Source organism: Campylobacter concisus, from assembly GCF_902460665.1.
In the GTDB taxonomy this organism is placed as follows: Bacteria; Campylobacterota; Campylobacteria; order Campylobacterales; family Campylobacteraceae; genus Campylobacter_A; species Campylobacter_A concisus_AL.
The window spans coordinates 36,202-56,400 of the sequence record NZ_CABPUR010000001.1 but is presented as its reverse complement, the minus strand read 5'-3'; the positions used below and the strand labels follow the sequence as shown (position 1 = coordinate 56,400).

Sequence of the window (20,199 nt, the reverse complement as noted above, 5' to 3'; positions counted from 1 at the left end):
ACAGGAGAAGGAGAGGGCAAGAAAAATGGCAAGAGAAAAAAGAGAAAATTTTAATAAAAAGAGTGAAATATGAAAGAGTTATTGTTAGAAATTGGAGTTGAGGAGCTTCCAGCGATACCCTTTTTAAGGGAGCTGCCAAATATCAATGCAAAATGGCAGGCTGTTCTTGAAAAATATAATCTTGTAAGTCCTTTTAAATTTTATTATACGCCGCGTCGTTTGGTCTTTTTCCATGAGAAATTTCCACAATCTCAGCCTGACAGTGTAGCTAGCTTTATCGGTGCGCCAAAGCAAGTGGCACTAAAAGACGGAGCTTTTACAAAGGCAGCACTCAGCTTTGCAAATAAATGCGGCATAGATGATAGTGAGCTTAAATTTAAAGAGATAGACGGCAAAGAGGTGCTTTACTACGAAAAAGAGGTAAAAGGTGAGCCGGTTGCCAAGATAATGGGCGAGATGGTTGAAGAGTTTTTAAAGAGTCTTAACTTTGGCAAGTCTATGCGCTGGGGTAACGGAGAGTTCGAGTTTATCCGCCCGATAAGATCGTTTTTGTGTTTACTTGGCGATGAAGTCATAAAATTTAATAAATTTGGAGTTGAGAGCGGTGATTCAACCTATCCGCACAGAAGTATTAGCTATGACAAGATAAAAATTTCAAACATAAAAGAGTATTTTGAAGGCTCAAAGAGCCGTGGTGTCGTGCTTGAAGCGGATGAGAGAGAGAAAATAATCCTTGATGAGTTTGAAAAGATCAGCCAAAAAAGTGGGTTAAAGATCGAGATCGATAAAGACTTGTTGGCTGAAGTCGTGGCGATCACCGAGTATCCAACAGCCCTTCTTGGCTCGTTTGAAGAGGAATTTTTGGAGGTGCCAAGCGAGGTTATTATCACTTCGATGAAAGAAAATCAGCGCTACTTTCCAGTCTTTAAAGATGGCAAGCTCGCAAATGGCTTTGTGGTTGTTAGCAACGCCATCACGCAGGACTACTCGCTCATCATCAAAGGCAACGAAAAGGTGCTAAGAGCAAGGCTGAGTGATGCGATGTTCTTTTGGCAAAGCGACCTAGCGCACGAATTTGGTCCAGAAAAACTAAAAAATATAACATATCTAAAAGAGCTTGGAAGTATCTACGAAAAAGAGCTTAGAGAGCTAAAAGTGGCTAAAAAGCTTGCTATCAACTATGACGAGCTACTCAAAAAAGAAGCTGGCGAGTACGGGGCTAAGCTAGAGCGAGCTGTAATGCTAAGCAAGGCCGATCTTACAACGCAGATGGTTTATGAATTTACCGAGCTTCAAGGCATCATGGGCGCTTACTACGCAAAGGCTAAAAACGAGGATGAAGACGTCGTTTTAGCCATAAAAGAGCAGTATCTGCCAGATGGTGAAGAGGCGCAGTGCCCAAGCAAGGTCTTTAGCTCGGTTGTGGCACTTTCAAATAAGCTTGATACGCTAATGGGACTCTTTAGTATCGGCAAAATCCCAAGTGGCACCAAAGATCCATACGCTCTAAGACGTGCGGCTAATGGCGTGATAAAGATCGTTTTGGCACATAATTTGAAATTTAACGTAAAAGAAATTTTAGAAGATATCGCGAAAGATTATAAGAAATTTGACGTTGAAGTGCTTATAAATTTCATCCTTGATAGGCTCTACACCTTCTTTGACGCAAACTCTTCTATCGTAAAAGCTTGCATAAAAAGCGGCGAAAAGGATATCTTGGAGCTAACCAAGATGATAGAGGCACTTGCTAAAATTTCTAGCGAGCCAAATTTTAGAGAGAATTTCTCGACATTTAAACGCCTTGCAAACATCATAAAAGATGATAAATTTAGCAAGGTTGATGAGAACCTCTTTGAGATAGATGCTGAAAAAGCCCTAAATGATGCATTTAAAGCGGTTGATAAGAGCCTAGCGTATGAGCCAAGGCTAAAGGCGCTATTTGCATTAAAACCACAGATCGATGAGTTTTTTGACAAAGTTATGATAAACGTTGAAAACGAGAAAGTACGAAATAATCGCATCGCGGTCATCGGTCAAATTTATAGTGAGATACTAAAAGTAGCTGATATAAAAGAGATCAGCTTTTAAATTTACGCCAGCTTCAGGCTCTTGCTTGGGCTGGCTTTAAATTTACTACCTAAAGATATCAAATTCTGGCTCATAAGCCCTAGTTTTTATTCCAAAATATCCAAGAACTGAGCTAAATATAAAATCATGCGAAAGACTTTCATTTTTTCTAATTTTTAGCCTTTTTAAAAGCCCACTATCGCTTGAAAAGACGATAGCTGGGATGTGTTTTTGCTCATCTGGAGCGATGGAATAAGGCAGACCATGTAAATATATACCGTTTTCACCTAGGCTCTCCCCGTGATCTGAGAAAAAGAACATGGTGACTTCAAATTCATCTTTTCTTGCTTCAAGGGCGTTTATTAGCTCGCTTTGTAGATAGTCCTCATATAAAATAGTGTTGTCATAGGTATTTGCTATCTCATCTGACGTGCATTTATTTAGCTCGGCAGTATCACAAGTTGGGGTAAATTCTTTAAATTTGCTTGGGTAGCCTTTGTAGTAGATAGGGCCGTGCGAGCCTTGCAGATGTAGCACGATAAAGGTGGTGGAATTTACATCTTTGATGACCTTTTTGGCCTCATCAAATATCACTTCATCAAAGCCTTCTGCTCTATGATCTGAAGTATGGTTTTGATCAAGATTGTTGCAAACGCCCTTGCAGCCGCCGCTATTGTTGCCAAAAAAGTATGTTTTTATTCCAAGTTTGTTGATGATATCAACTAAATTTTCACGAGCTTTAGCTTCGCGGTTGCTAAAATTTTCTCGCTTTAAGTCTGAAAATAAGCAAGGCACGCTAGTCTCCGTGGCTGTTCCACATGAGTAGAAATTTGTAAAACTTATCACACCTTTTTGTTTAGTAAATTTATTCGTATCGTTTTTGGCGTAGCCATTTAGTGAGTAGTTTCTGCTTCTTTGCGTCTCGCCAACTATCAAAACTAAAATTTTCTTTTTATCATCAGCTAGTACCGCATCATCTGCTACATAGGTAAAAGGTAGTGATTTTTGTGTGATCGATTTTACTAGTTTTGTAGCCGAGTAGATGGGATAGTATGGGAGCAATACGGTTCTTAAATTCGAGTGTTCTCTAAAAAATGGTATAAAAATTTTAGACGTTAATAAAAATATGATAGCTATCGCAACTATAGAAAATGAGATAATTTTTGCTCTTAATTTAAGCTCATTTTTGAAACTACCATAGTTAATCTTTACAAATGCTACATATACGCAAGGTAAGATGGTTGTAATAATTATCCAAAAAACTAAACCTGTGCTAAAGTAGCTAAAGGCTTCTTTGGTATCGGTGTGTAGGACGTTTAATAACATATTTTTATCTATAATAACACCATATGCTTGCATAAAGTAAGCAGATATGCCACTTGCTAAAATCAAAATAATTGCAACTGGCTTTAGTAAAAAAGGTACAAATAAAATACAAAAAATACTAGCGAAAACTAAGATAAAGACAATTGCAAATATAAGAAAAAAGAATATGGAAAAAGAGAGTTGATTATTTTGTAGAAAGCCTGAAAAAACGCCCTTGTATAAAAATATATAATTTATAAAAAATATGTAAGCAGTAAATAAAATCAGAAATTTTATAAAACTGATATTTTTAAATTTATTAATATTTAGCATCTTTTCAGCCTTTGTAAAAAGCCATAATAATAGGACTTAAATGTAAATGGCTAGAAAATTTAAATAAAAAATAAGATTATTTTTTCTTGCCTTTGGAGTTTTTTGCTTCAGTTTTTTTGACTTTTGCATTCTCTTTTATGCTAAGTTTTTCTTTAACTTTTTGCATATCGTTAAAGCCAATACCTTGGACTCTTTCAAGCTCATCGATGCTTTTAAATTTATGGGCTTTTCTGTATTTTATAATGTTTAACGCTTGTCCTTTACTTAGCCCAAGCCCCATTAACTCGTTTTTGCTGGCCGTATTTAGATTAGCGCCATATGCAATACTTGCGACTGCTAAACAAAGTAAAATTTTAATCTTCATATTATCTTCCTAAAATAATAATCCATCATTTTCTTGATCTTGTATGATGTCATTTGCCGGTATATTTTGAGGTAGTGGTGAGTCGTTTGTGTAGTATTCGTCACTGCCACCATAATAGCCTTTATAAACACCGTCTGGCTGCTCAAATGCACGTCTTAAAGTAGGATAAAGCTTAATGTAGCCTTCCATAAATTTCTTAAACACAGGTGCGGCTGTTCTACCACCACCCTCAATCTTTTTCATAGGGCTGTTGTCGTCATTTCCGTACCAGATTATCGCTTCGATATCAGGCGAGTAGCCACAAAACCAAGCATCGATGTTATTGTTTGTTGTGCCGGTTTTGCCTGCTATTTGGATACCGTTTATTTTAGCGTTACGTCCAGTGCCGTTATTTACGACATTTTGAAGAAGTGTCGTCATCAAAAATGCTTGTTCTGGTTTTAGCACCTGCTTCTTTTGTGGCTCATAGTCCATCGACGCACCAAAGCTATTTTCTATATGCTTAATGAGCGTAGGCTCGACCACTTCGCCATCGTTTGGAAACATCGAGTAAAATTTTGCAAAGTCAAGTGGCGAAATTCCAAAACTACCAAGTGCGATTGATAAATTTTCAGGGATGTCATTAAAGCCCATATCCGTAAGCTGTTTACGAACCGAGCTAAGGCCAAGATCGTTTAGCAAATTTATGGTTGCGAGGTTACGCGACTGGGTTATGGCTGATTTTATAGTGATATAGCCTTGAAAACCGCCGCTATAGTTCTTTGGTGTCCACTCTTTGCCATTTCCCATGTCAAATGTCCTAGCGATATCAGCCACTTGAGAAACGACTGAGTAGCCACTATCAAGTGCTATTTGATAGATAAATGGCTTAAAACTAGATCCTGGCTGACGCTTGCTTTGAGTGGCGCGGTTATAGCTGCTTTTTGCATAGTCGATACCGCCAATTAGTGCCAAAATTTGACCGCTTTGTGGATGAGTAACTACTATAGCTCCATTTAGGATTTCTGCATTTGCTTTTTTATCGCGCTTTAAAATTTCATTGTAGCCATAGACTAGAGCTTCTTGAGCGATCTTTTGAACGTTTAGATCAACTGTGCTTTGTATCTTGTAGCCGCCAGTTTTTATATCGTCAAATTTCTTTGAAGCCTCTTTTATTATCTCATCGACTACGTAAGGGGCTTTATTTCTTGTGAGTGTATCGTCAAAGACTGCTGGCTCTTCAAGCACGCCCTTGCGGTACTCGTCCTCATTTATCCAGCCGATGCTATACATTCTCTCAAGCACTCTGTTTGCACGGCTAAGTGATAGGTCAAGGTGCTTTGTAGGATCATAGGTGCTTGGCGCTTTTGGCAGGCCAACTAGCATGGCGACTTCTTTTATGCTTAGCTCATTTAGCTCTTTTCTAAAATATCCCTCAGCTGCTGTTTTTATGCCGTAGTAGCCATGTCCAAAATAGACGTGATTTAGGTATCTTTCGATGATATCTTCTTTGCTAAGCTCGCTTTCAAGCTTCATGGCAAGCACGATCTCTTTTATCTTTCTTGTAAATTTCTTCTCACGGCTTAGAGCCAAATTTTTAATGAGCTGTTGTGTTAGTGTTGAAGCTCCCTCGACTAGCTTTCTAGCTTTAATATCTTTTATGGCAGCTCTTGCCATAGCTTCTACGTTTATGCCGCCGTGCTCAAAGTAGCTTGTATCCTCGATAGCTACGAGTGCTTCGATGACACGCGGCGGGATGTCGTTATACTTTACGTAAATTCTATTTTCTTCAAAGATATTTGCGATGAGTTCGTTGTTTCTATCAAAAATTTGCGTTGTAAGCTTTGGTTTATAATCAATAATAGCGTAAGCATCAAATCTAACTTGCGAATAAAAATATAAAAATGCTCCGCCAAGCGAAATGGCAACTATAAAGATAAATGCCAAGATATATTTCATAAAAATGCCTTTAATATTTTTAAATTTAGTCCCATGGCCGTGCTGGTTTCGCCGTGTTGGGAGATGATATATTTTTTATTAAAATTTTCTATCGTCATGGCTCCAGCCTTGCCTTGCCATTCATTATTTTTTATGTATTCATTAAGGTCATGCTCGTCAAATTTTTTAAATTTATACGTAGTTTTGCTTACGTTTATAAGCTCAAATTCGCCTAAAAATATCATCGCTGTATAGACGCTGCATTCGTTGCCACTTTGTAAATTTAGCATGGTAATCGCTTCTTTTTCATCCTTTGCTTTACCTAAAATTTTATCTCCATAAGCCACACAGCTATCTGCAAAGAGCAAATTTTTAAGACCTATATTTTCTTTTAAAAATTGCTCTTTTTTAGCTTTTACGACATTTTGGACATAAATTTCAGGCTTTACATTTTTTTCTATCTTGCTCTCGTCAAACTGGAAAGAAATTTGAGTGAAATTTATGCCAGCATCTTTTAATAAATTTGCCCTTGTTGGCGAGCTTGAAGCGAGTGTTATCATAAAAACACCTTATAGCTTATGCCAAGATAAATGGCTGCTAGAGAAGCTAATAAATTTAGCGGTGTGAAGTAATAAATTATAACGATCAAACTTTCGTTTAGCTCGATCATGTCATGCGATCTTAGTGCTTTTAAGGCCTTTTTGTATCTATAAAATATATAGCTTAAATTTAATAGCAAAAATAGTTCTATTGCGCATTTTGTTGCTACCATTGCACTTGCCATAGGATTTGTCAAATTTGCATCATAAAATCCAAAAATTATAACTATGCTTGTCGCTATCACACAAAGGATTAGTATGAAAATCGCAATGCCAAAGCGTCTTATAATGTGAAGTAAGATGTGATAGCGTTCCTTGTCTTCAAATTTATTTTTTATAAAGTAACTTCCAACAAGTACAAGACCGGCTTGTAGCCCCACAAAAAGAGCTACAAAACATACATGCAAAAATAGTACTACTTGGTCAAATTTTATAAAAGCTATATCGTAATGACTCATTTTTCTAAGGCTTGCCTTGCGTACTCAAGTGAATCTTTTATCGCATCTTCTATCATTGATGCATCTTTGCCACCGGCTGTTGCAAAGTCATCTTTGCCACCGCCATTGCCACCTAGGATTTGCGCTGCAAATTTTACCCAAGCACCTGCCTTTAAAGGAGCATTTTTGACTCCAGCTGCAAGAGAAATTTTGCCACTCTCATCGGCTTGGATTAGCAAAATAGCAGCACTTTCATGCTCATTTTTAAACTCATCTATCAAAGTTTTTATATCTCCACCATCTACGCTTGTGACGCAAAGCTTGGTTTTATTTATATCTAAATAGACCAGCTCATGAGAATTTTTAGCATTTTTTAGTTTGTCTTTTAAAACTCTTAGTTCATTTTTTAGCTTTTTGACTGCATTTAGTGGCTCAGTGCTCTTTAACTCATCTTTTAGCTCGTCAAGCTCAGCTCTAAATGACTTTGCTAAATTTAGCGCAGCTCTTGAGCAAACAGCCTCTATACGCCTAACGCCAGCACTTACGCCACTCTCTTTTGTGATGAAAAACGATCCGATCTCATCTATATTTTTTACGTGTGTGCCACCGCAAAGCTCTTTGCTAACGTCGCCAAAGCTAACGACTCTTACATTATCAGCGTATTTTTCATTAAATAGTGCGATAGCTCCGCTATTTTTAGCATCTTCAAGCTTCATAAGTTCTGTTTTTGAGTTAGCACCATTTAGTATCCACTCATTTACAAGGTTTTCGATCTTTGAAATTTCTTCGCTAGTAAGTGCCTTTGGATGTGAGAAGTCAAACCTTAGCCTATCTGCCTCGACATTTGAGCCAGCTTGAGCGATGTGCGTGCCAAGCACGTTTCTAAGGGCTGCATGAAGCAAGTGTGTGGCGCTGTGGTGACGTGCGATCTGGGCTCTATCACTGCTAACTTCAAGCTCTACTTCGTCATCAACTTTTAGCGCTGCATTAGTTTTTACTAAAGATAAATTTAGTCCATGAAATTTTTGCGTATCAAGCACATTTGCTTTGCCCACTATCTTACCGCTATCGCCGCACTGGCCGCCACTTTGAGCGTAAAATGGAGTGACATCAAACATCACCCAACCCTCTTTGCCAGCATCTAAACTATCTACATTTTTAAATTCTTCATCAAGCAGGGCTAAAATTTTACTTTTACTCTTAAGTTCTTCGTAGCCTATAAATTTATTCTCGCCAAATTTCTCAAGTAGCTCTTTAAAATCGCCCTTTGCGCTCTTATCGCCACTGCCTTTCCAAGCAGCTTTTGCACGTGCTTTTTGCTCGCTCATAAGCTCATCAAACCTTGCCTCATCGACTTTTAAGCCTTTTTCTCTAAGCATATCAGCTGTTAGGTCAAGTGGGAAGCCAAATGTGTCATAAAGCTTAAACGCAGCCTCTCCGCTAAAAATTTCTTTTGTATTTTTAAGCTCGCTCTCAAATAGCTCCAAGCCACTAGCGATTGTCGCTAGAAATCTCTCTTCTTCAAGCTTGATCTGCTCTTTTACAGCCGCTTTTTTCTCATTTAGATAGGTGTAGTGCTCGCCCATTAGCTCGCAAACTTTATCGACAAGCTTATACATAAATGGCTCTTTTATGCCTAGCAAGTATCCATGGCGGATCGCACGGCGTAAGATACGGCGAAGCACGTAGCCACGGCCCTCTTTGTCAAATGTCGTGCCTTGAGCTAGCAAAAATGTGACCGAGCGGATGTGATCGCTTATGACGCGGTAGCTAGCACCACTTTCATAGACGTATGGCTTGCCACAAAGCTTTGCTACTTCGTTGATGAGTGGCATAAAAAGTGTGCTGTCGTAGTTGCTAAATTTACCTTGTAAGATAGCAGTAACGCGCTCAAGTCCCATGCCAGTGTCAATGCTTGGCTTTGGTAATGGGCTTAGTTTGCCGTCCGCGCTTCTTTCATACTGCATAAAAACAAGATTCCAAATCTCTAAAAATCTATCGCCATCGCCGCCCATGTAGTCCTCAGGCGTATTAAAGTGCTCAGCACCTTGATCGTAAAAAATTTCACTGCAAGGGCCACATGGTCCAGTATCGCCCATCTGCCAGAAGTTATCATGGTCACCAAAGCGGTAAATTTTCTCTTTTGCGATGTGAGTGCTCCAAATTTCAAATGCTTCATCGTCGCTTTCGTGAACGGTTACATAAAGCTTATCTTTTGGCAGTTTTAGTACTTCTGTTACAAATTCCCAAGCGTAAGCGATCGCCTCTTTTTTGAAGTATTCGCCAAAGCTAAAATTTCCTAGCATCTCAAAAAATGTGTGGTGGCGTGCTGTGTAGCCGACATTATCAAGGTCATTGTGCTTACCTCCAGCTCTTATGCAGGTCTGACAGCTAGTGCGAATAGGTGGTGTTGGGCGTGGCACTTCGCCTGTGAAGATGCTCTTAAATGGCACCATGCCAGCGTTTGTGAAAAGTAGTGTTGCATCGTTTGGTACGAGTGGTGCAGAAGCTACTACTTCGTGACCTTTTGATTTAAAAAAATCAAGATATGCCTTTCTTATATCTAAATTTTGCATTTTTATCCTCGTTAGTTTTAAATTTTGCTCGATTTTAGCTAAAAATCGTTTGTAAATTTATAAAAAAATACAAAATTAATTTTTGCTTAATATATTTTATAAATTTATTTGTTTAAAAGCGATTTGCAATTAAAATAGCCTAAAAATTTATAACTAAAAGGTCTTTAGTGAAACTCAAAATTGGCATTGTTGGATACAATCTAGTTGGCAAGCGGCACTATATGGAGCTGAGGCGTTCTGACAAATTTGAAGTTTGTGGAGTTTTTGATAAAGAAAATAGAGATGATGCTTGCAGAGCTCCGTTTTTTGATGAGTTTAAGAAATTTATAGAAGTTGCCCAACCACAAGCTGTCGTACTTTGTTTGCCTCAACATGAGATCGTAGAGGCCTTTTGTCAGTGTGCAAAATATTGCCAAAATATCTTGATTTCAAGGCCGATATTTAAAAGTGTAAGCGAGCTAAAAGAGATAAAATATGCCTCAGTGGTAAATAAAGTAAGAGTTTGTACCGGCGTTGATGAGCGCTTTAACCCAACCATTGTTTCATTAAAAAAGGCACTTTTAAAAGAAGAAGAAATTTATAGCATTTCAATTGCGCATTTTAGACCACTTTGCGAGGGAAATATTATAAACGAGCTTTCGCTTTGCGATATAGACCTTGCGAAAAATTTAGTAGATAGTGAAATTTGCAGCTTTTTTTATACTCAGGCAAATAAAACAAATACCAAAATATGCGACAATGTTGGAATAAACATTAAAATGAAAAATCAAATTTTGGTGAGTATTACTGATTCTTTTTGCGGCTCTTTAGAGCGTTTTAAAATAGAAGTAAATGCCAAAGAAGGTGTTTATTTTGGCGATCTTATCGATTATAAGCTTCATAGAGTCAATGAAAATGGGCAGATGAATTTAAAAACTGACCCCATAAATAATGAGATAAAAGCTCAATACGATGCCTTTTATGATCTTTGTCAAAGCGGCGAAAGTAGCGAGCTTTCAAGCATTGATGATGCGATAAAAATCAAAGAGCTATTTTGATGAAAAAGGTACTTTTGCTTTTGAATATGGGCGGGGCAAATAGCCTTGCTGATGTAGAAATTTTTTTAAAAAATATGTTTAATGACCCTTATATTTTGGGTATAAAGAATAAATTTTTAAGAAAATTTGTAGCTTTTATGATCACAAAAGGTAGGCTAAAAACGGCTAAGTATAACTACGAACAAATAGGTGGCAAATCGCCTATTTGCGAGCTTACAGCTAAGCTTTGCGATAAAATTTCAAGCATACAAAATGAGTTTGATGCAGTTGATTTTGCGATGAACTATACTTCACCATTTGCAAAAGATGTGCTTAAAAAGTATAAAAATTTTGACGAGATAGTGCTTTTGCCACTTTATCCTCATCATTCACAAACTACGATAACTTCGAGTTTAGATGATTTTAAAAAAGCAAAAGATGAGCTAGAGATAAAGGCCAAAATTTTGCTTTGTGGACCATTTTATGATGATGAAATTTACAACAAAATCATAATCTCGCACATAAATGAAGCCATAAATAATATAGATATAAGCGACGTAGAGCTTATCTTTTCGGCTCATTCGTTGCCTCAAAAAATTATCGATAAAGGCGATGTCTACGAAAAACATATAAATGAGCATGTGCAAATTCTAAGCAAAATGATAAAAGATAGCGGATTAAGCTTCCAAGAGATAAATTTAGCCTACCAATCGCGCCTTGGCCCTGTAAAATGGCTAGAGCCCTCACTAAATGAAATTTTGGCAAAGTGCAAGAGTAAAAAGGCCCTTATCTATCCACTCTCTTTTTGTATTGATAACTCTGAGACTATTTTTGAGCTAGTTATTGAGTATGCAAAGATCGCAAAAGAGCTAAATTTTAGCTTCTACAAGGTTGTTTGGTGCCCAAATTTTAGTGATGAGTTTGCTAGTTTTATCTTACAAAAAGCAAAAACAGCCAAAGAGATTAACTTTTAGGAATAAATCTTGCTTATAAAATATATCTCAATACAGTAAAAAGGAGATATATGAAGGTACAAAATAACGACATAATCGATTATCTATTGCAATCAGGCTCAAGCAAAACTAAGGATAAAAAAAATAGTTTTGATGAAATTTTAAACCTTGCTATGGATAAAATCGCAAGCGATGCAAAAATTTCAGATAAGATTGAACAGTTTAAAAAAAGACTTACTGAAATCGGTGCAGTTGGTTTTATAAGTGAGCTAAATTCTAACAAGATAGAAGAAAAAATAGCCCAAAAGAAAAAGGAGCTAACTGAACTTCTAGGCATAGATGATCCCGCAAAAACACAGGATCAAAAAAATGAGCTGCTTAAAATAATGGATAAAATTTTGAGCGATTACCGCAAAGAGCTAAATGTTGCACTTGCTAATCAAGCTTTACTAGAGAAGCAAAAAAATCTTAATAGCAAGAATAGTAGCTCGGTTAATTTAAGTTCTGTTTTAAATGAGCTAGGACTTGCTTAAAATTTATATAAAAGATATTTAAGCCTATATAACTTTGCCAAAAGTCTATATTTTTATGGCAAAGTTATGCCAAATTTTATAGCAGCCCCGTATATTATTGCGCTAATTATTCCAGCAAAAAAGCCAGCTACCATATCATCGCCCATTACGCCAAGGCCACCTTTTACATTGCGGTCGATCCTGCCTATTATCGAAGGCTTTTTGATATCAAGCACTCTAAAAAGCACAAGCGAGAGTATGAGTTGAGAGATCGTAGCTCCACTAATGGCAATAGCAAGCCAAACTCCAGCAACTTCGTCTATAACGATAAAACTTTCGTCGTGAGAATTTACCTTTTTTTCAAAATCATCTATAACGCTAATGCTTACCAAAAATAGCAAAATGCTAGCTAGAAAAAGCGTGGTTGATGATAAAAAATAAAGCACAAAATAAGCTACCACAGCGCCGGCGATAGAGCCCCAAGTGCCAGGCGCTTTTGGCAAAAGTCCAAATCCAAAAAAAGTTAAAAATAGTTTTTGCATAAATTTCCTTAAGTGAGCGATGATGTTTGATAAAGCTTCATAAGCTCTTCGTAAAAATCGCGGTCAGTTTTGTTTTCAAGTAGTCCTGAATTTACAAAAAGGTCATCACAAAGCTTTTGCACGTCTTTGAAGCGATTTGTAAAGAGTTTGCTTAAAACTAGTGCAGAAATTTCTGGCCTCACAAGAATGGCTGGTGGCATAATGCCGTTAAATAGCAGCTCCTTGATAACATCTGGATGATATTTGATCTGATGATGTTGTCCGTGCGGGCAACTTTTGGTACTAACTAGCGTCTTGCATTTGTTGCAATAAACTAGCTCTGGCAGTACGATTACCTCTAAATTTAGGTCGTTTTTATAAATATCAAGAATCGTATGAGCTTCATTGTGATCAAAAAACATTCCAATTCCTGAGTGGTTTTGTCCGATGACTAGCTTATTTGCTCCAAATCTTGAAGCAGCGATGCATTCAAGTGTTGGGTTTGCATGTGAGCTAAAAAGAGTCGTATTTTTTAGAGCAAAGACAAAGACCTTTTTTATCGGTAAATAATTTTGTATAAAATAATCTAGCACTTGTTTTCTAATCTCGTAATCAACGTGCTTTTCTTCACGTGTTCGTATCAAAAAAATGATTACTAAATCAGCCTTGTCAATAGTCATTCTAACAAGGCGCTCGTGAGCTCTATTAAATGGATCAGCCGTTAAAAAGACAGCCGTTATCTTTTTGGCACCATCTTCTTTTATTAGATCATTTAGCGCATTTTTACTTATTTGCATACTTTCATCATAAAGCTCAAATTCGCCACTAATGCCGTATTTGCCTAAATTTAGCTCTTTATCATTGCTGGCTTCGTTTGCTAAAAATATATTTTTAGCCCTCATGCTCTCGTCAAATTTAAAGACCTTGGCAACATTGATGTGTCCAACGATCTTACCATCAAGACTTAGATTTACCTTTTGTCCAGGAGTAAGCTTGCTAGCAATATTTTGATTTAGCTCGCCAAATGGAGCAAATCCAAAAGAATACGGCATCGGCTCGCCATTAAAATAGCCTTTTTTACTCACCTCTTTTATCTGTTCATCATCCATCAACGAGTCGTAATCTGAGAGAATTTTATTTTTTATTAGCTCCAAAGCACCAAAAACTTCGGTATTGATTGAAATTTCACTATTTTTTCTTGCTGACGTCATATTTCTTTCTCTTTTCCCAAAGTGATTTTCTAGAAATTCCAAGCTTTTTGCTAAGTTCTGTATCAGGGAATTTATCTTGATAATTAACGATTATGTATTTTATGTATTCATCGATCGTAACGATCTCATCGATATTGAAATTTTTATCGCGTCCTGAAAGCTCAAGCTCGTCAAATGGTGCTTTTTGTGCAAAATCGTTAGTTGAGATCGCGACCTTTTTCTTTTTGCAAATTTCTAAAATTTTCTCTTTTTCTTCTTGTTTCAGCTCCTCTAAATTTGTCATATAGATTAGCTCGTCACCATTTTTGGCTAGTGCCTTTTCAAGCTCAGAGAAACAGGCTTTGCCTAAAAATAAAAATGGTAATTTGCAAGCTTTTACATAGCTAAATATAAATTTATCGCTGTATCCGCTTTTGCTTGATTTTAAAAGCAGTGGAAATTTTATCTTTTTTGCCTCAAAGCTAGAAATTTCATACTCTTTTAAAGCGTAATTTACATAGCTTTCGTAATTTTTGATCTCGTTTTTGAAATTTCTAAATTCCTCAAAATGCTTTATCTTTCTAACTAGCTCTTCTATCATAAATGGCTTTTGGATGTAATCAACCGCACCTGCCTGAATCGGTTTTAGCACAGTGTCACTATTGATATAAGCGATTAATAAAATGATGATAGAGCTTTTAAATTTTTCAATAACAGGGTAAAAATCTTGCCCTGGAAGTGTAGTAGAAAGTAACACTACATCAAAATTTTCAAACTTTAACGCCTCTTTTACGCTTTTAGCGATCTCGCAGTCGTAGCCAAAATCAGCTAGTTTACTAGCCATCGAGCCAGCTAGGTAAATTTCATTTTCTACTATTAAAATTTTCATATTTGCTTCCAGTTGTAAAATTTAAGGCTAGCACTTGCCATTACGGCGATCCCTTCGCATCTGCCTACAAAGCCAAGCCCTTCAGTAGTCGTCGCTTTTACATTTATACGGCTCTGGCTTAAATTTAGAGCTTTTGCGATATTTGCCTCCATTTTTGACTTTAGCTTTGAAATTTTTGGTTTTTGCGCCATTATCGTAATATCAGCGTTTGTTAGCACAAAGCCCACACTTTGCACCCTTTTGTAAGCTTCCTCAAGCAAGTAAATGGAGCTAATATCTTTAAATTTAGCGTCTGTATCAGGGAAAAGCTCGCCTATATCGCCAAGTCCAGCAGCTCCCAAGATAGCGTCAGTTAGCGCATGAAGTGCCACGTCGCCGTCACTGTGAGCTTTTAATCCAAACTCATAGTCGATCTTCTCGCCACAAAGAATCAAAGGGCGACCTTTTTCAAACTCATGAACGTCAAAGCCATTTCCAACAAAGACTTCATTTTCAGGAGGTCTTAGGGCTGAAATTTTGGCAAGATCTTCTTTGTATGTGATCTTTCTTGCCATTTCATCGCCTAAAATTTGCCAAACGCTTGCGCCAATGGCTCTCATAGCTGAGCTATCATCTGTGTAAATTTCACTGCTGCTAAGAGCCTTTTTAAGAAGTGCTGTGCGCGAGAGCTGCGGTGTTTGGATAAGTTTTACCTTATCTCTATCAACCACATTTTCGCCAAGATAAGCAGTGTCTGCGATCTTTAGCGCTGGAACTACACAATCAGCCTGATTTGCTGCCTCTATAATCTTGTGAAAAAGTTCGCTTGAGATACAAGGGCGAGCGATGTCGCTAACTAAGACAAATTCGCTATTTACTAGCTCAAGTGCGTTTTTTAGGCTATCTTGTCTGGTTTCGCCGCCATCAACAAATTTATAATTTGGAGCAAATTTTGACATATATTTGCACTCTTTGCTAACAACAATGATCTCTTTAAATGTGTAAAAGTTACTCAAATTTTTAGTGGCAAATAGCCAAAGTGGATCGCTTCCTATTCGAAGCCATTGCTTCTTTACCGGTAGCTCAAAACGGCTAGAATTTCCTGCTCCAAGCATTATAAGTGATATATCAAGCAAGATAACTCCTTTGAAAATTGTTACAGAATTATACATCTCAAAACTTCAAAATTTCTTTTTAAAAAGTAAATTTTTAAAAGCTTATTTAGTTAGTTTAAATCAAAAAAGGACTAAAATGAGGTTTTTAAAAATCAAAAAAGGCCTTATATGAGAGATAAGACGCAGATGTATTATGCTAGGCGCGGCGAGATAACGCAAGAGATGAGCTATGTGGCAAGGATCGAAGGGCTTAGTGAAAATTTAGTGATGGATGGGATTGCAAAAGGTAGCATCATCATCCCAGCAAATATAAAACATAAAAATTTAAAGCCAATGGGCATAGGCAGAAAGCTAAAGACAAAGGTCAATGCAAATATTGGCAACTCAAGCCTAAGTAGTGACATTTGTACTGAGCTTAGAAAGCTTGAAATTTGCCTAGAATTTGGCGCTGATACGGTTATGGATCTAAGTACGGACGGCGATTTGGACGCTATTAGAAGTGCGATCATCGAGCATTCAAGCGTGCCAGTTGGCACAGTGCCTATGTATGAAATTTTAAAAGAGGCAAAAGAGGTTACAAATATCACAAATGAGCTCATTTTAGAGATACTAGAAAAACAAGCAAAGCAAGGAGTTAGTTACTTTACGATACACGCTGGCTTTTTGCGTGAGTTTTTACCGCTTGTTAAAAAGCGTAAAATGGGCATAGTAAGCCGTGGTGGTAGTTTAAGCGCAAGCTACATGTCAAAGCTAAATAAGCAAAATCCATTTTATGAAATTTTTGATGAAATTTTAGAAATTTGCGCTAAATATGACGTCTCGCTCTCGCTTGGCGACGGACTTCGCCCAGGCTGCCTTTATGACGCAACAGACGAGGCACAGCTTAGCGAGCTAAAGGTGCTTGGCGAGCTAACGCTTCGTGCGTGGGAAAAAGATGTGCAAGTAATGATCGAGGGCCCTGGTCATGTGCCATTAAATCAAATTGAGTATAATATGAAAATCGAACAAGAGCTCTGCCATGACGCCCCATTTTACGTGCTTGGGCCGCTTGTCTCAGACATAGGTGCAGGATACGATCATATCACGTCAGCGATCGGCGGCACAATGGCGGCATATCACGGCGCTAGCATGCTTTGCTACGTGACGCAAAAAGAGCACCTTGGCTTGCCAAATGAAAATGACGTAAGAGAGGGCATCGTAGCTCACAAGATAGCAGCTCATGCCGCAGACGTCGCACTTGGTAAGGCGGGAGCGATAGAAAAGGATCACGAGATGAGTGATGCGAGATATGCGTTTGACTGGAACAAGCAGTTTGAGCTTAGCTTTGACCCAAAAAAAGCAAAAGAGCTTCATGATGAGAGCTTGCCAGAAGACGCGTTTAAGAGCGCTCATTTTTGTTCGATGTGCGGACCAAAATTTTGTGCATATAAAATTTCAAAAGATCTAGAAAAAGGAGAAAAATGTTAAATAAAGAAGAGGTCTTAAATAGGCTAAAAGGTGTTATATATCCCGGTTTTGAAAAAGATATAGTTAGCTTTGGCTTTGTAAAAAATGTAGAAATCGGCGATAAAATTTTAATTGAAGTTGAGATAGTTAGCTCAAGCCCTGAAGTGGCAAATGAGCTAAAAACGGACATCAAACGTGTTATGGGCTCAAATGAGTATGTGTTAAATTTGATCCAGCCAAAGATACCTGAGGAGAAAAGTAACACTCAAAGTGGTAAAAATATCGCGCCTCAAGTTAAAAATTTCGTAATGGTAAGCTCAGGAAAAGGTGGCGTTGGTAAATCAACCACGACTCTAAATTTAGCCATCTCAATGGCAAAACTAGGCAAAAAGGTTGGAATTTTAGACGCTGACATCTATGGACCAAATATCCCAAGAATGCTTGGCGAAGTAAATACCCAGCCACAAGTCGTTGGGAATAAGCTAAAGCCGATACTTAGCCACGGAGTTGAGATGATGAGTATGGGCGTTTTGATGGAAGAGGGCATGAGCCTCATCTGGCGTGGTTCGATGATAATGAAAGCGATCGAGCAGCTGCTAAAAGACGTGCTTTGGAGCGAACTTGATGTCTTGTTTCTCGACATGCCTCCAGGAACGGGCGACGCGCAGCTAACTCTAGCTCAAAGCGTGCCAGTAACGGCAGGTGTTTGCGTCACAACGCCACAAGTGGTAGCGCTTGACGATAGCAAACGTGCGCTTGATATGTTTGAGAAGCTCCACATCCCAATCGCAGGTGTGATTGAAAATATGAGCGGTTTTATCTGCCCAGATAACGGCAAAGAGTATGACATCTTTGGCAAAGGCACGACTGAAGAGGTGGCAAAGGCTTATAACACTCAAATTTTGGCTGAAATCCCTATCGAACCAGCTGTTCGCGTGGGTGGTGATAATGGTAAGCCAGTTAGCTTTTACGAGCCAAACTCAGTCACTGCAAAACGTTACGAGAGTGCGGCTGCAAGGCTTTGGGAAGTGATAGAAAATATAAATAGTGATGGTGGGGCTGATAACTCAGCGATCCAGCCAGTAAATGACGGCAAGAGTGCTTGCTCGAAGTAAAATTTACAAAAGATAAAATTTAGAGCAAATTTTAAAATTTGCCAGTTTGAATTTGGCTACCAAAATTTAGCTTTGCTTAATGCTTAGTTTAAATTTTGGAGCCAAAATACACTTCAAATCAAAAATTTAAATTTAACAGGAGAAAAGATGAAAGCGATCGTAACCGTAGTCGGAAAAGATAGAGTTGGCATCGTTGCTGGCGTCTCAGCAAAGCTTAGCGAGCTTGGACTAAATATAGATGATATCTCACAGACTATTTTAGATGAGTTTTTTACGATGATGGCAGTGGTTTCAAGTGATGAAAATAAAGACTTTACGGCCTTAAGAGCAGAGCTTAACGAGCTTGGAGAGAGCCTAAAAGTAAAGATAAATATCCAAAGTTCTGCTATCTTTGATGCGATGCATACAATCTAAGGAAAAACAATGGACATCAAAAACGTAACCGAAACGATCTCGATGATCGAAGAGCAAAATTTTGACATCAGAACGATCACGATGGGTATCTCTTTACTTGATTGCATTGATCCTGATATCAACAAAGCTTGTGACAAAATTTACGCAAAAATCACCACTAAAGCCAAAGACCTAGTCAAAGTGGGCAACGAAATTTCTGCTGAGCTAGGCATACCAATCGTCAATAAAAGAGTGAGCGTGACGCCTATCTCGATAATCGGAGCGGCAACGGATGCAAAAGACTACGTAATGATCGCAAAGACGCTTGATAGGGCTGCAATTGAGATTGGCATTGATTTTATAGGTGGTTTTTCAGCTTTAGTTCAAAAGGGATATCAAAAGGGCGATGAAATTTTGATAAATTCTATCCCACAAGCACTTTCTCAGACTTCAAAAGTATGTGCAAGTGTCAATGTCGGCTCAACGAAAACCGGCATAAATATGAGCGCGGTGCGTGATATGGGACGCATCATAAAAGAGACAGCAGCAGCTTCTGAGATGGGGTGCGCGAAGCTTGTCGTTTTTGCAAACGCAGTCGAGGATAATCCTTTCATGGCTGGGGCATTTCACGGCGTGGGCGAGGCTGATGTGGTGATAAATGTTGGCGTTTCTGGTCCAGGCGTGGTAAAAAGGGCACTTGAAAAGGTGCGTGGCGAGAGCTTTGACGTGGTAGCTGAGACTGTGAAAAAGACGGCATTTAAGATCACGCGTATCGGCCAGCTAGTTGGCCAGATGGCGAGTGAGCGCCTTGGGGTTAAATTTGGTATCGTCGATCTCTCTCTTGCTCCGACGCCTGCTGTGGGCGACTCGGTAGCTCGTGTGCTTGAAGAGATGGGGCTTGAGGCTGTTGGTACACACGGAACGACTGCGGCACTTGCTCTCTTAAATGACGCAGTAAAAAAAGGTGGCGTCATGGCGTGCAATCAAGTTGGCGGCTTAAGCGGTGCATTTATCCCGGTCTCAGAAGATGAGGGCATGATAGCTGCGGTGCGCGCGGGATCGCTAAATTTAGAAAAGCTTGAAGCGATGACCGCGATATGCTCGGTGGGACTTGATATGATCGCCATACCTGCTGACACACCAAGCGAGAGCATAGCTGCGATGATCGCTGATGAGGCGGCTATCGGCGTGATAAATCAAAAAACAACTGCCGTTCGTATCATACCTCTAGGCCATGAGGGCGATATGATCGAGTTTGGCGGCCTTTTAGGAAGAGCGCCTGTGATGAAGATAAACAAAGCCTCTAGTGCTGATTTCATCGCTCGTGGCGGACAAATTCCAGCACCTATTCATAGTTTTAAAAACTAATCTTCAAAGTCCGCTTTAAACTTGCGGACTTTTTCTTAAATTTATCTAATCTTTTCAACCGCTTTTAGTTAAAATAATAAAAATTTTTAAGCCAAGGAGCTAAA

The 20,199-nt window shown here is 38.5% G+C and carries 18 protein-coding genes; 8 read left to right on the top strand and 10 right to left on the bottom strand.

Annotated features, from left to right (window positions below; genetic code table 11):
• Positions 1-69: 69 nt before the first annotated feature.
• A complete protein-coding gene (glyS, locus tag F3G66_RS00265) occupies positions 70-2,088 on the top strand; it encodes a glycine--tRNA ligase subunit beta (RefSeq protein ID WP_149706759.1) in 2,019 nt (672 codons plus the stop codon).
• Positions 2,089-2,133: 45 nt separating this feature from the next.
• On the opposite strand, the gene F3G66_RS00260 is transcribed toward glyS, so the two are convergent.
• The 6 genes from F3G66_RS00260 to alaS form a co-directional block, all read right to left on the bottom strand.
• On the bottom strand, positions 2,134-3,705 hold the full coding sequence (locus F3G66_RS00260; protein ID WP_149706758.1) for a phosphoethanolamine transferase: 1,572 nt from the start codon (positions 3,703-3,705) through the stop codon (positions 2,134-2,136).
• A 76-nt stretch (positions 3,706-3,781) separates the two neighbouring features.
• Entirely contained in the window at positions 3,782-4,069 is a 288-nt protein-coding gene (locus F3G66_RS00255) for a ComEA family DNA-binding protein (protein ID WP_149706757.1), read from the bottom strand.
• A gap of 9 nt (positions 4,070-4,078) precedes the next feature.
• Positions 4,079-6,007, bottom strand: coding sequence for a transglycosylase domain-containing protein (locus tag F3G66_RS00250; protein ID WP_149706756.1), 1,929 nt, complete (start codon positions 6,005-6,007; stop codon positions 4,079-4,081).
• Complete coding sequence (gene maf, locus F3G66_RS00245) at positions 6,004-6,546, bottom strand: septum formation inhibitor Maf (protein ID WP_149706755.1); 543 nt, start codon at positions 6,544-6,546, stop codon at positions 6,004-6,006. Before maf ends, F3G66_RS00250 begins: the two co-directional genes overlap by 4 nt.
• Positions 6,543-7,043 carry a 3-isopropylmalate dehydratase gene (locus tag F3G66_RS00240; protein ID WP_149706754.1) on the bottom strand — a complete coding sequence of 167 codons (501 nt, stop codon included), beginning with the start codon at positions 7,041-7,043 and terminating at the stop codon, positions 6,543-6,545. Before F3G66_RS00240 ends, maf begins: the two co-directional genes overlap by 4 nt.
• Entirely contained in the window at positions 7,040-9,598 is a 2,559-nt protein-coding gene (gene alaS / locus F3G66_RS00235; RefSeq protein WP_149706753.1) for an alanine--tRNA ligase, read from the bottom strand. Before alaS ends, F3G66_RS00240 begins: the two co-directional genes overlap by 4 nt.
• A 167-nt stretch (positions 9,599-9,765) precedes the next feature.
• On the opposite strand from alaS, the gene F3G66_RS00230 reads away from it, so the two are divergent.
• Genes F3G66_RS00230 through F3G66_RS00220 form a run of 3 tightly spaced genes read left to right on the top strand, consistent with a single transcriptional unit; the run spans position 9,766 to position 12,100 of the window.
• Positions 9,766-10,635, top strand: a complete 870-nt coding sequence (locus tag F3G66_RS00230) for a Gfo/Idh/MocA family protein (RefSeq protein WP_084042049.1) — start codon at positions 9,766-9,768, stop codon at positions 10,633-10,635.
• Positions 10,635-11,588, top strand: a complete 954-nt coding sequence (gene hemH / locus F3G66_RS00225; RefSeq protein ID WP_149706752.1) for a ferrochelatase — start codon at positions 10,635-10,637, stop codon at positions 11,586-11,588. The genes F3G66_RS00230 and hemH overlap by 1 nt, the downstream gene beginning before the upstream one ends.
• A gap of 50 nt (positions 11,589-11,638) precedes the next feature.
• Positions 11,639-12,100 (top strand): response regulator, encoded by a 462-nt coding sequence (locus F3G66_RS00220; RefSeq protein ID WP_084042047.1) that lies wholly within the window; start codon positions 11,639-11,641, stop codon positions 12,098-12,100.
• 53 nt (positions 12,101-12,153) lie between these two features.
• Here the strand turns inward: F3G66_RS00220 and F3G66_RS00215 are convergent, their stop codons facing one another.
• From F3G66_RS00215 to F3G66_RS00200, 4 genes are read right to left on the bottom strand one after another with little or no spacing between them, the layout of a single operon-like run.
• A complete protein-coding gene (locus F3G66_RS00215) occupies positions 12,154-12,621 on the bottom strand; it encodes a phosphatidylglycerophosphatase A family protein (RefSeq protein ID WP_084109307.1) in 468 nt (155 codons plus the stop codon).
• A gap of 8 nt (positions 12,622-12,629) precedes the next feature.
• A complete protein-coding gene (locus F3G66_RS00210; RefSeq protein ID WP_149706751.1) occupies positions 12,630-13,811 on the bottom strand; it encodes a sulfate adenylyltransferase in 1,182 nt (393 codons plus the stop codon).
• Positions 13,789-14,679, bottom strand: a complete 891-nt coding sequence (locus F3G66_RS00205; RefSeq protein ID WP_021091494.1) for a response regulator — start codon at positions 14,677-14,679, stop codon at positions 13,789-13,791. The genes F3G66_RS00210 and F3G66_RS00205 overlap by 23 nt, the downstream gene beginning before the upstream one ends.
• Positions 14,676-15,794: a bifunctional 2-C-methyl-D-erythritol 4-phosphate cytidylyltransferase/2-C-methyl-D-erythritol 2,4-cyclodiphosphate synthase gene (locus F3G66_RS00200; protein ID WP_149706750.1), complete on the bottom strand. Its 1,119-nt coding sequence runs from the start codon at positions 15,792-15,794 to the stop codon at positions 14,676-14,678. Before F3G66_RS00200 ends, F3G66_RS00205 begins: the two co-directional genes overlap by 4 nt.
• Before the next feature lie 147 nt (positions 15,795-15,941).
• On the opposite strand from F3G66_RS00200, the gene thiC reads away from it, so the two are divergent.
• From thiC to F3G66_RS00180, 4 genes are all read left to right on the top strand, one after another.
• Positions 15,942-17,240, top strand: coding sequence for a phosphomethylpyrimidine synthase ThiC (gene thiC / locus F3G66_RS00195; RefSeq protein ID WP_149706749.1), 1,299 nt, complete (start codon positions 15,942-15,944; stop codon positions 17,238-17,240).
• Positions 17,234-18,334, top strand: coding sequence for an Mrp/NBP35 family ATP-binding protein (locus F3G66_RS00190; protein WP_087577746.1), 1,101 nt, complete (start codon positions 17,234-17,236; stop codon positions 18,332-18,334). Before thiC ends, F3G66_RS00190 begins: the two co-directional genes overlap by 7 nt.
• Positions 18,335-18,481: 147 nt before the next feature.
• Positions 18,482-18,748: an ACT domain-containing protein gene (locus tag F3G66_RS00185; protein WP_021091480.1), complete on the top strand. Its 267-nt coding sequence runs from the start codon at positions 18,482-18,484 to the stop codon at positions 18,746-18,748.
• 9 nt (positions 18,749-18,757) lie between these two features.
• A complete protein-coding gene (locus F3G66_RS00180) occupies positions 18,758-20,095 on the top strand; it encodes a PFL family protein (RefSeq protein ID WP_149706748.1) in 1,338 nt (445 codons plus the stop codon).
• Positions 20,096-20,199 lie beyond the last annotated feature (104 nt).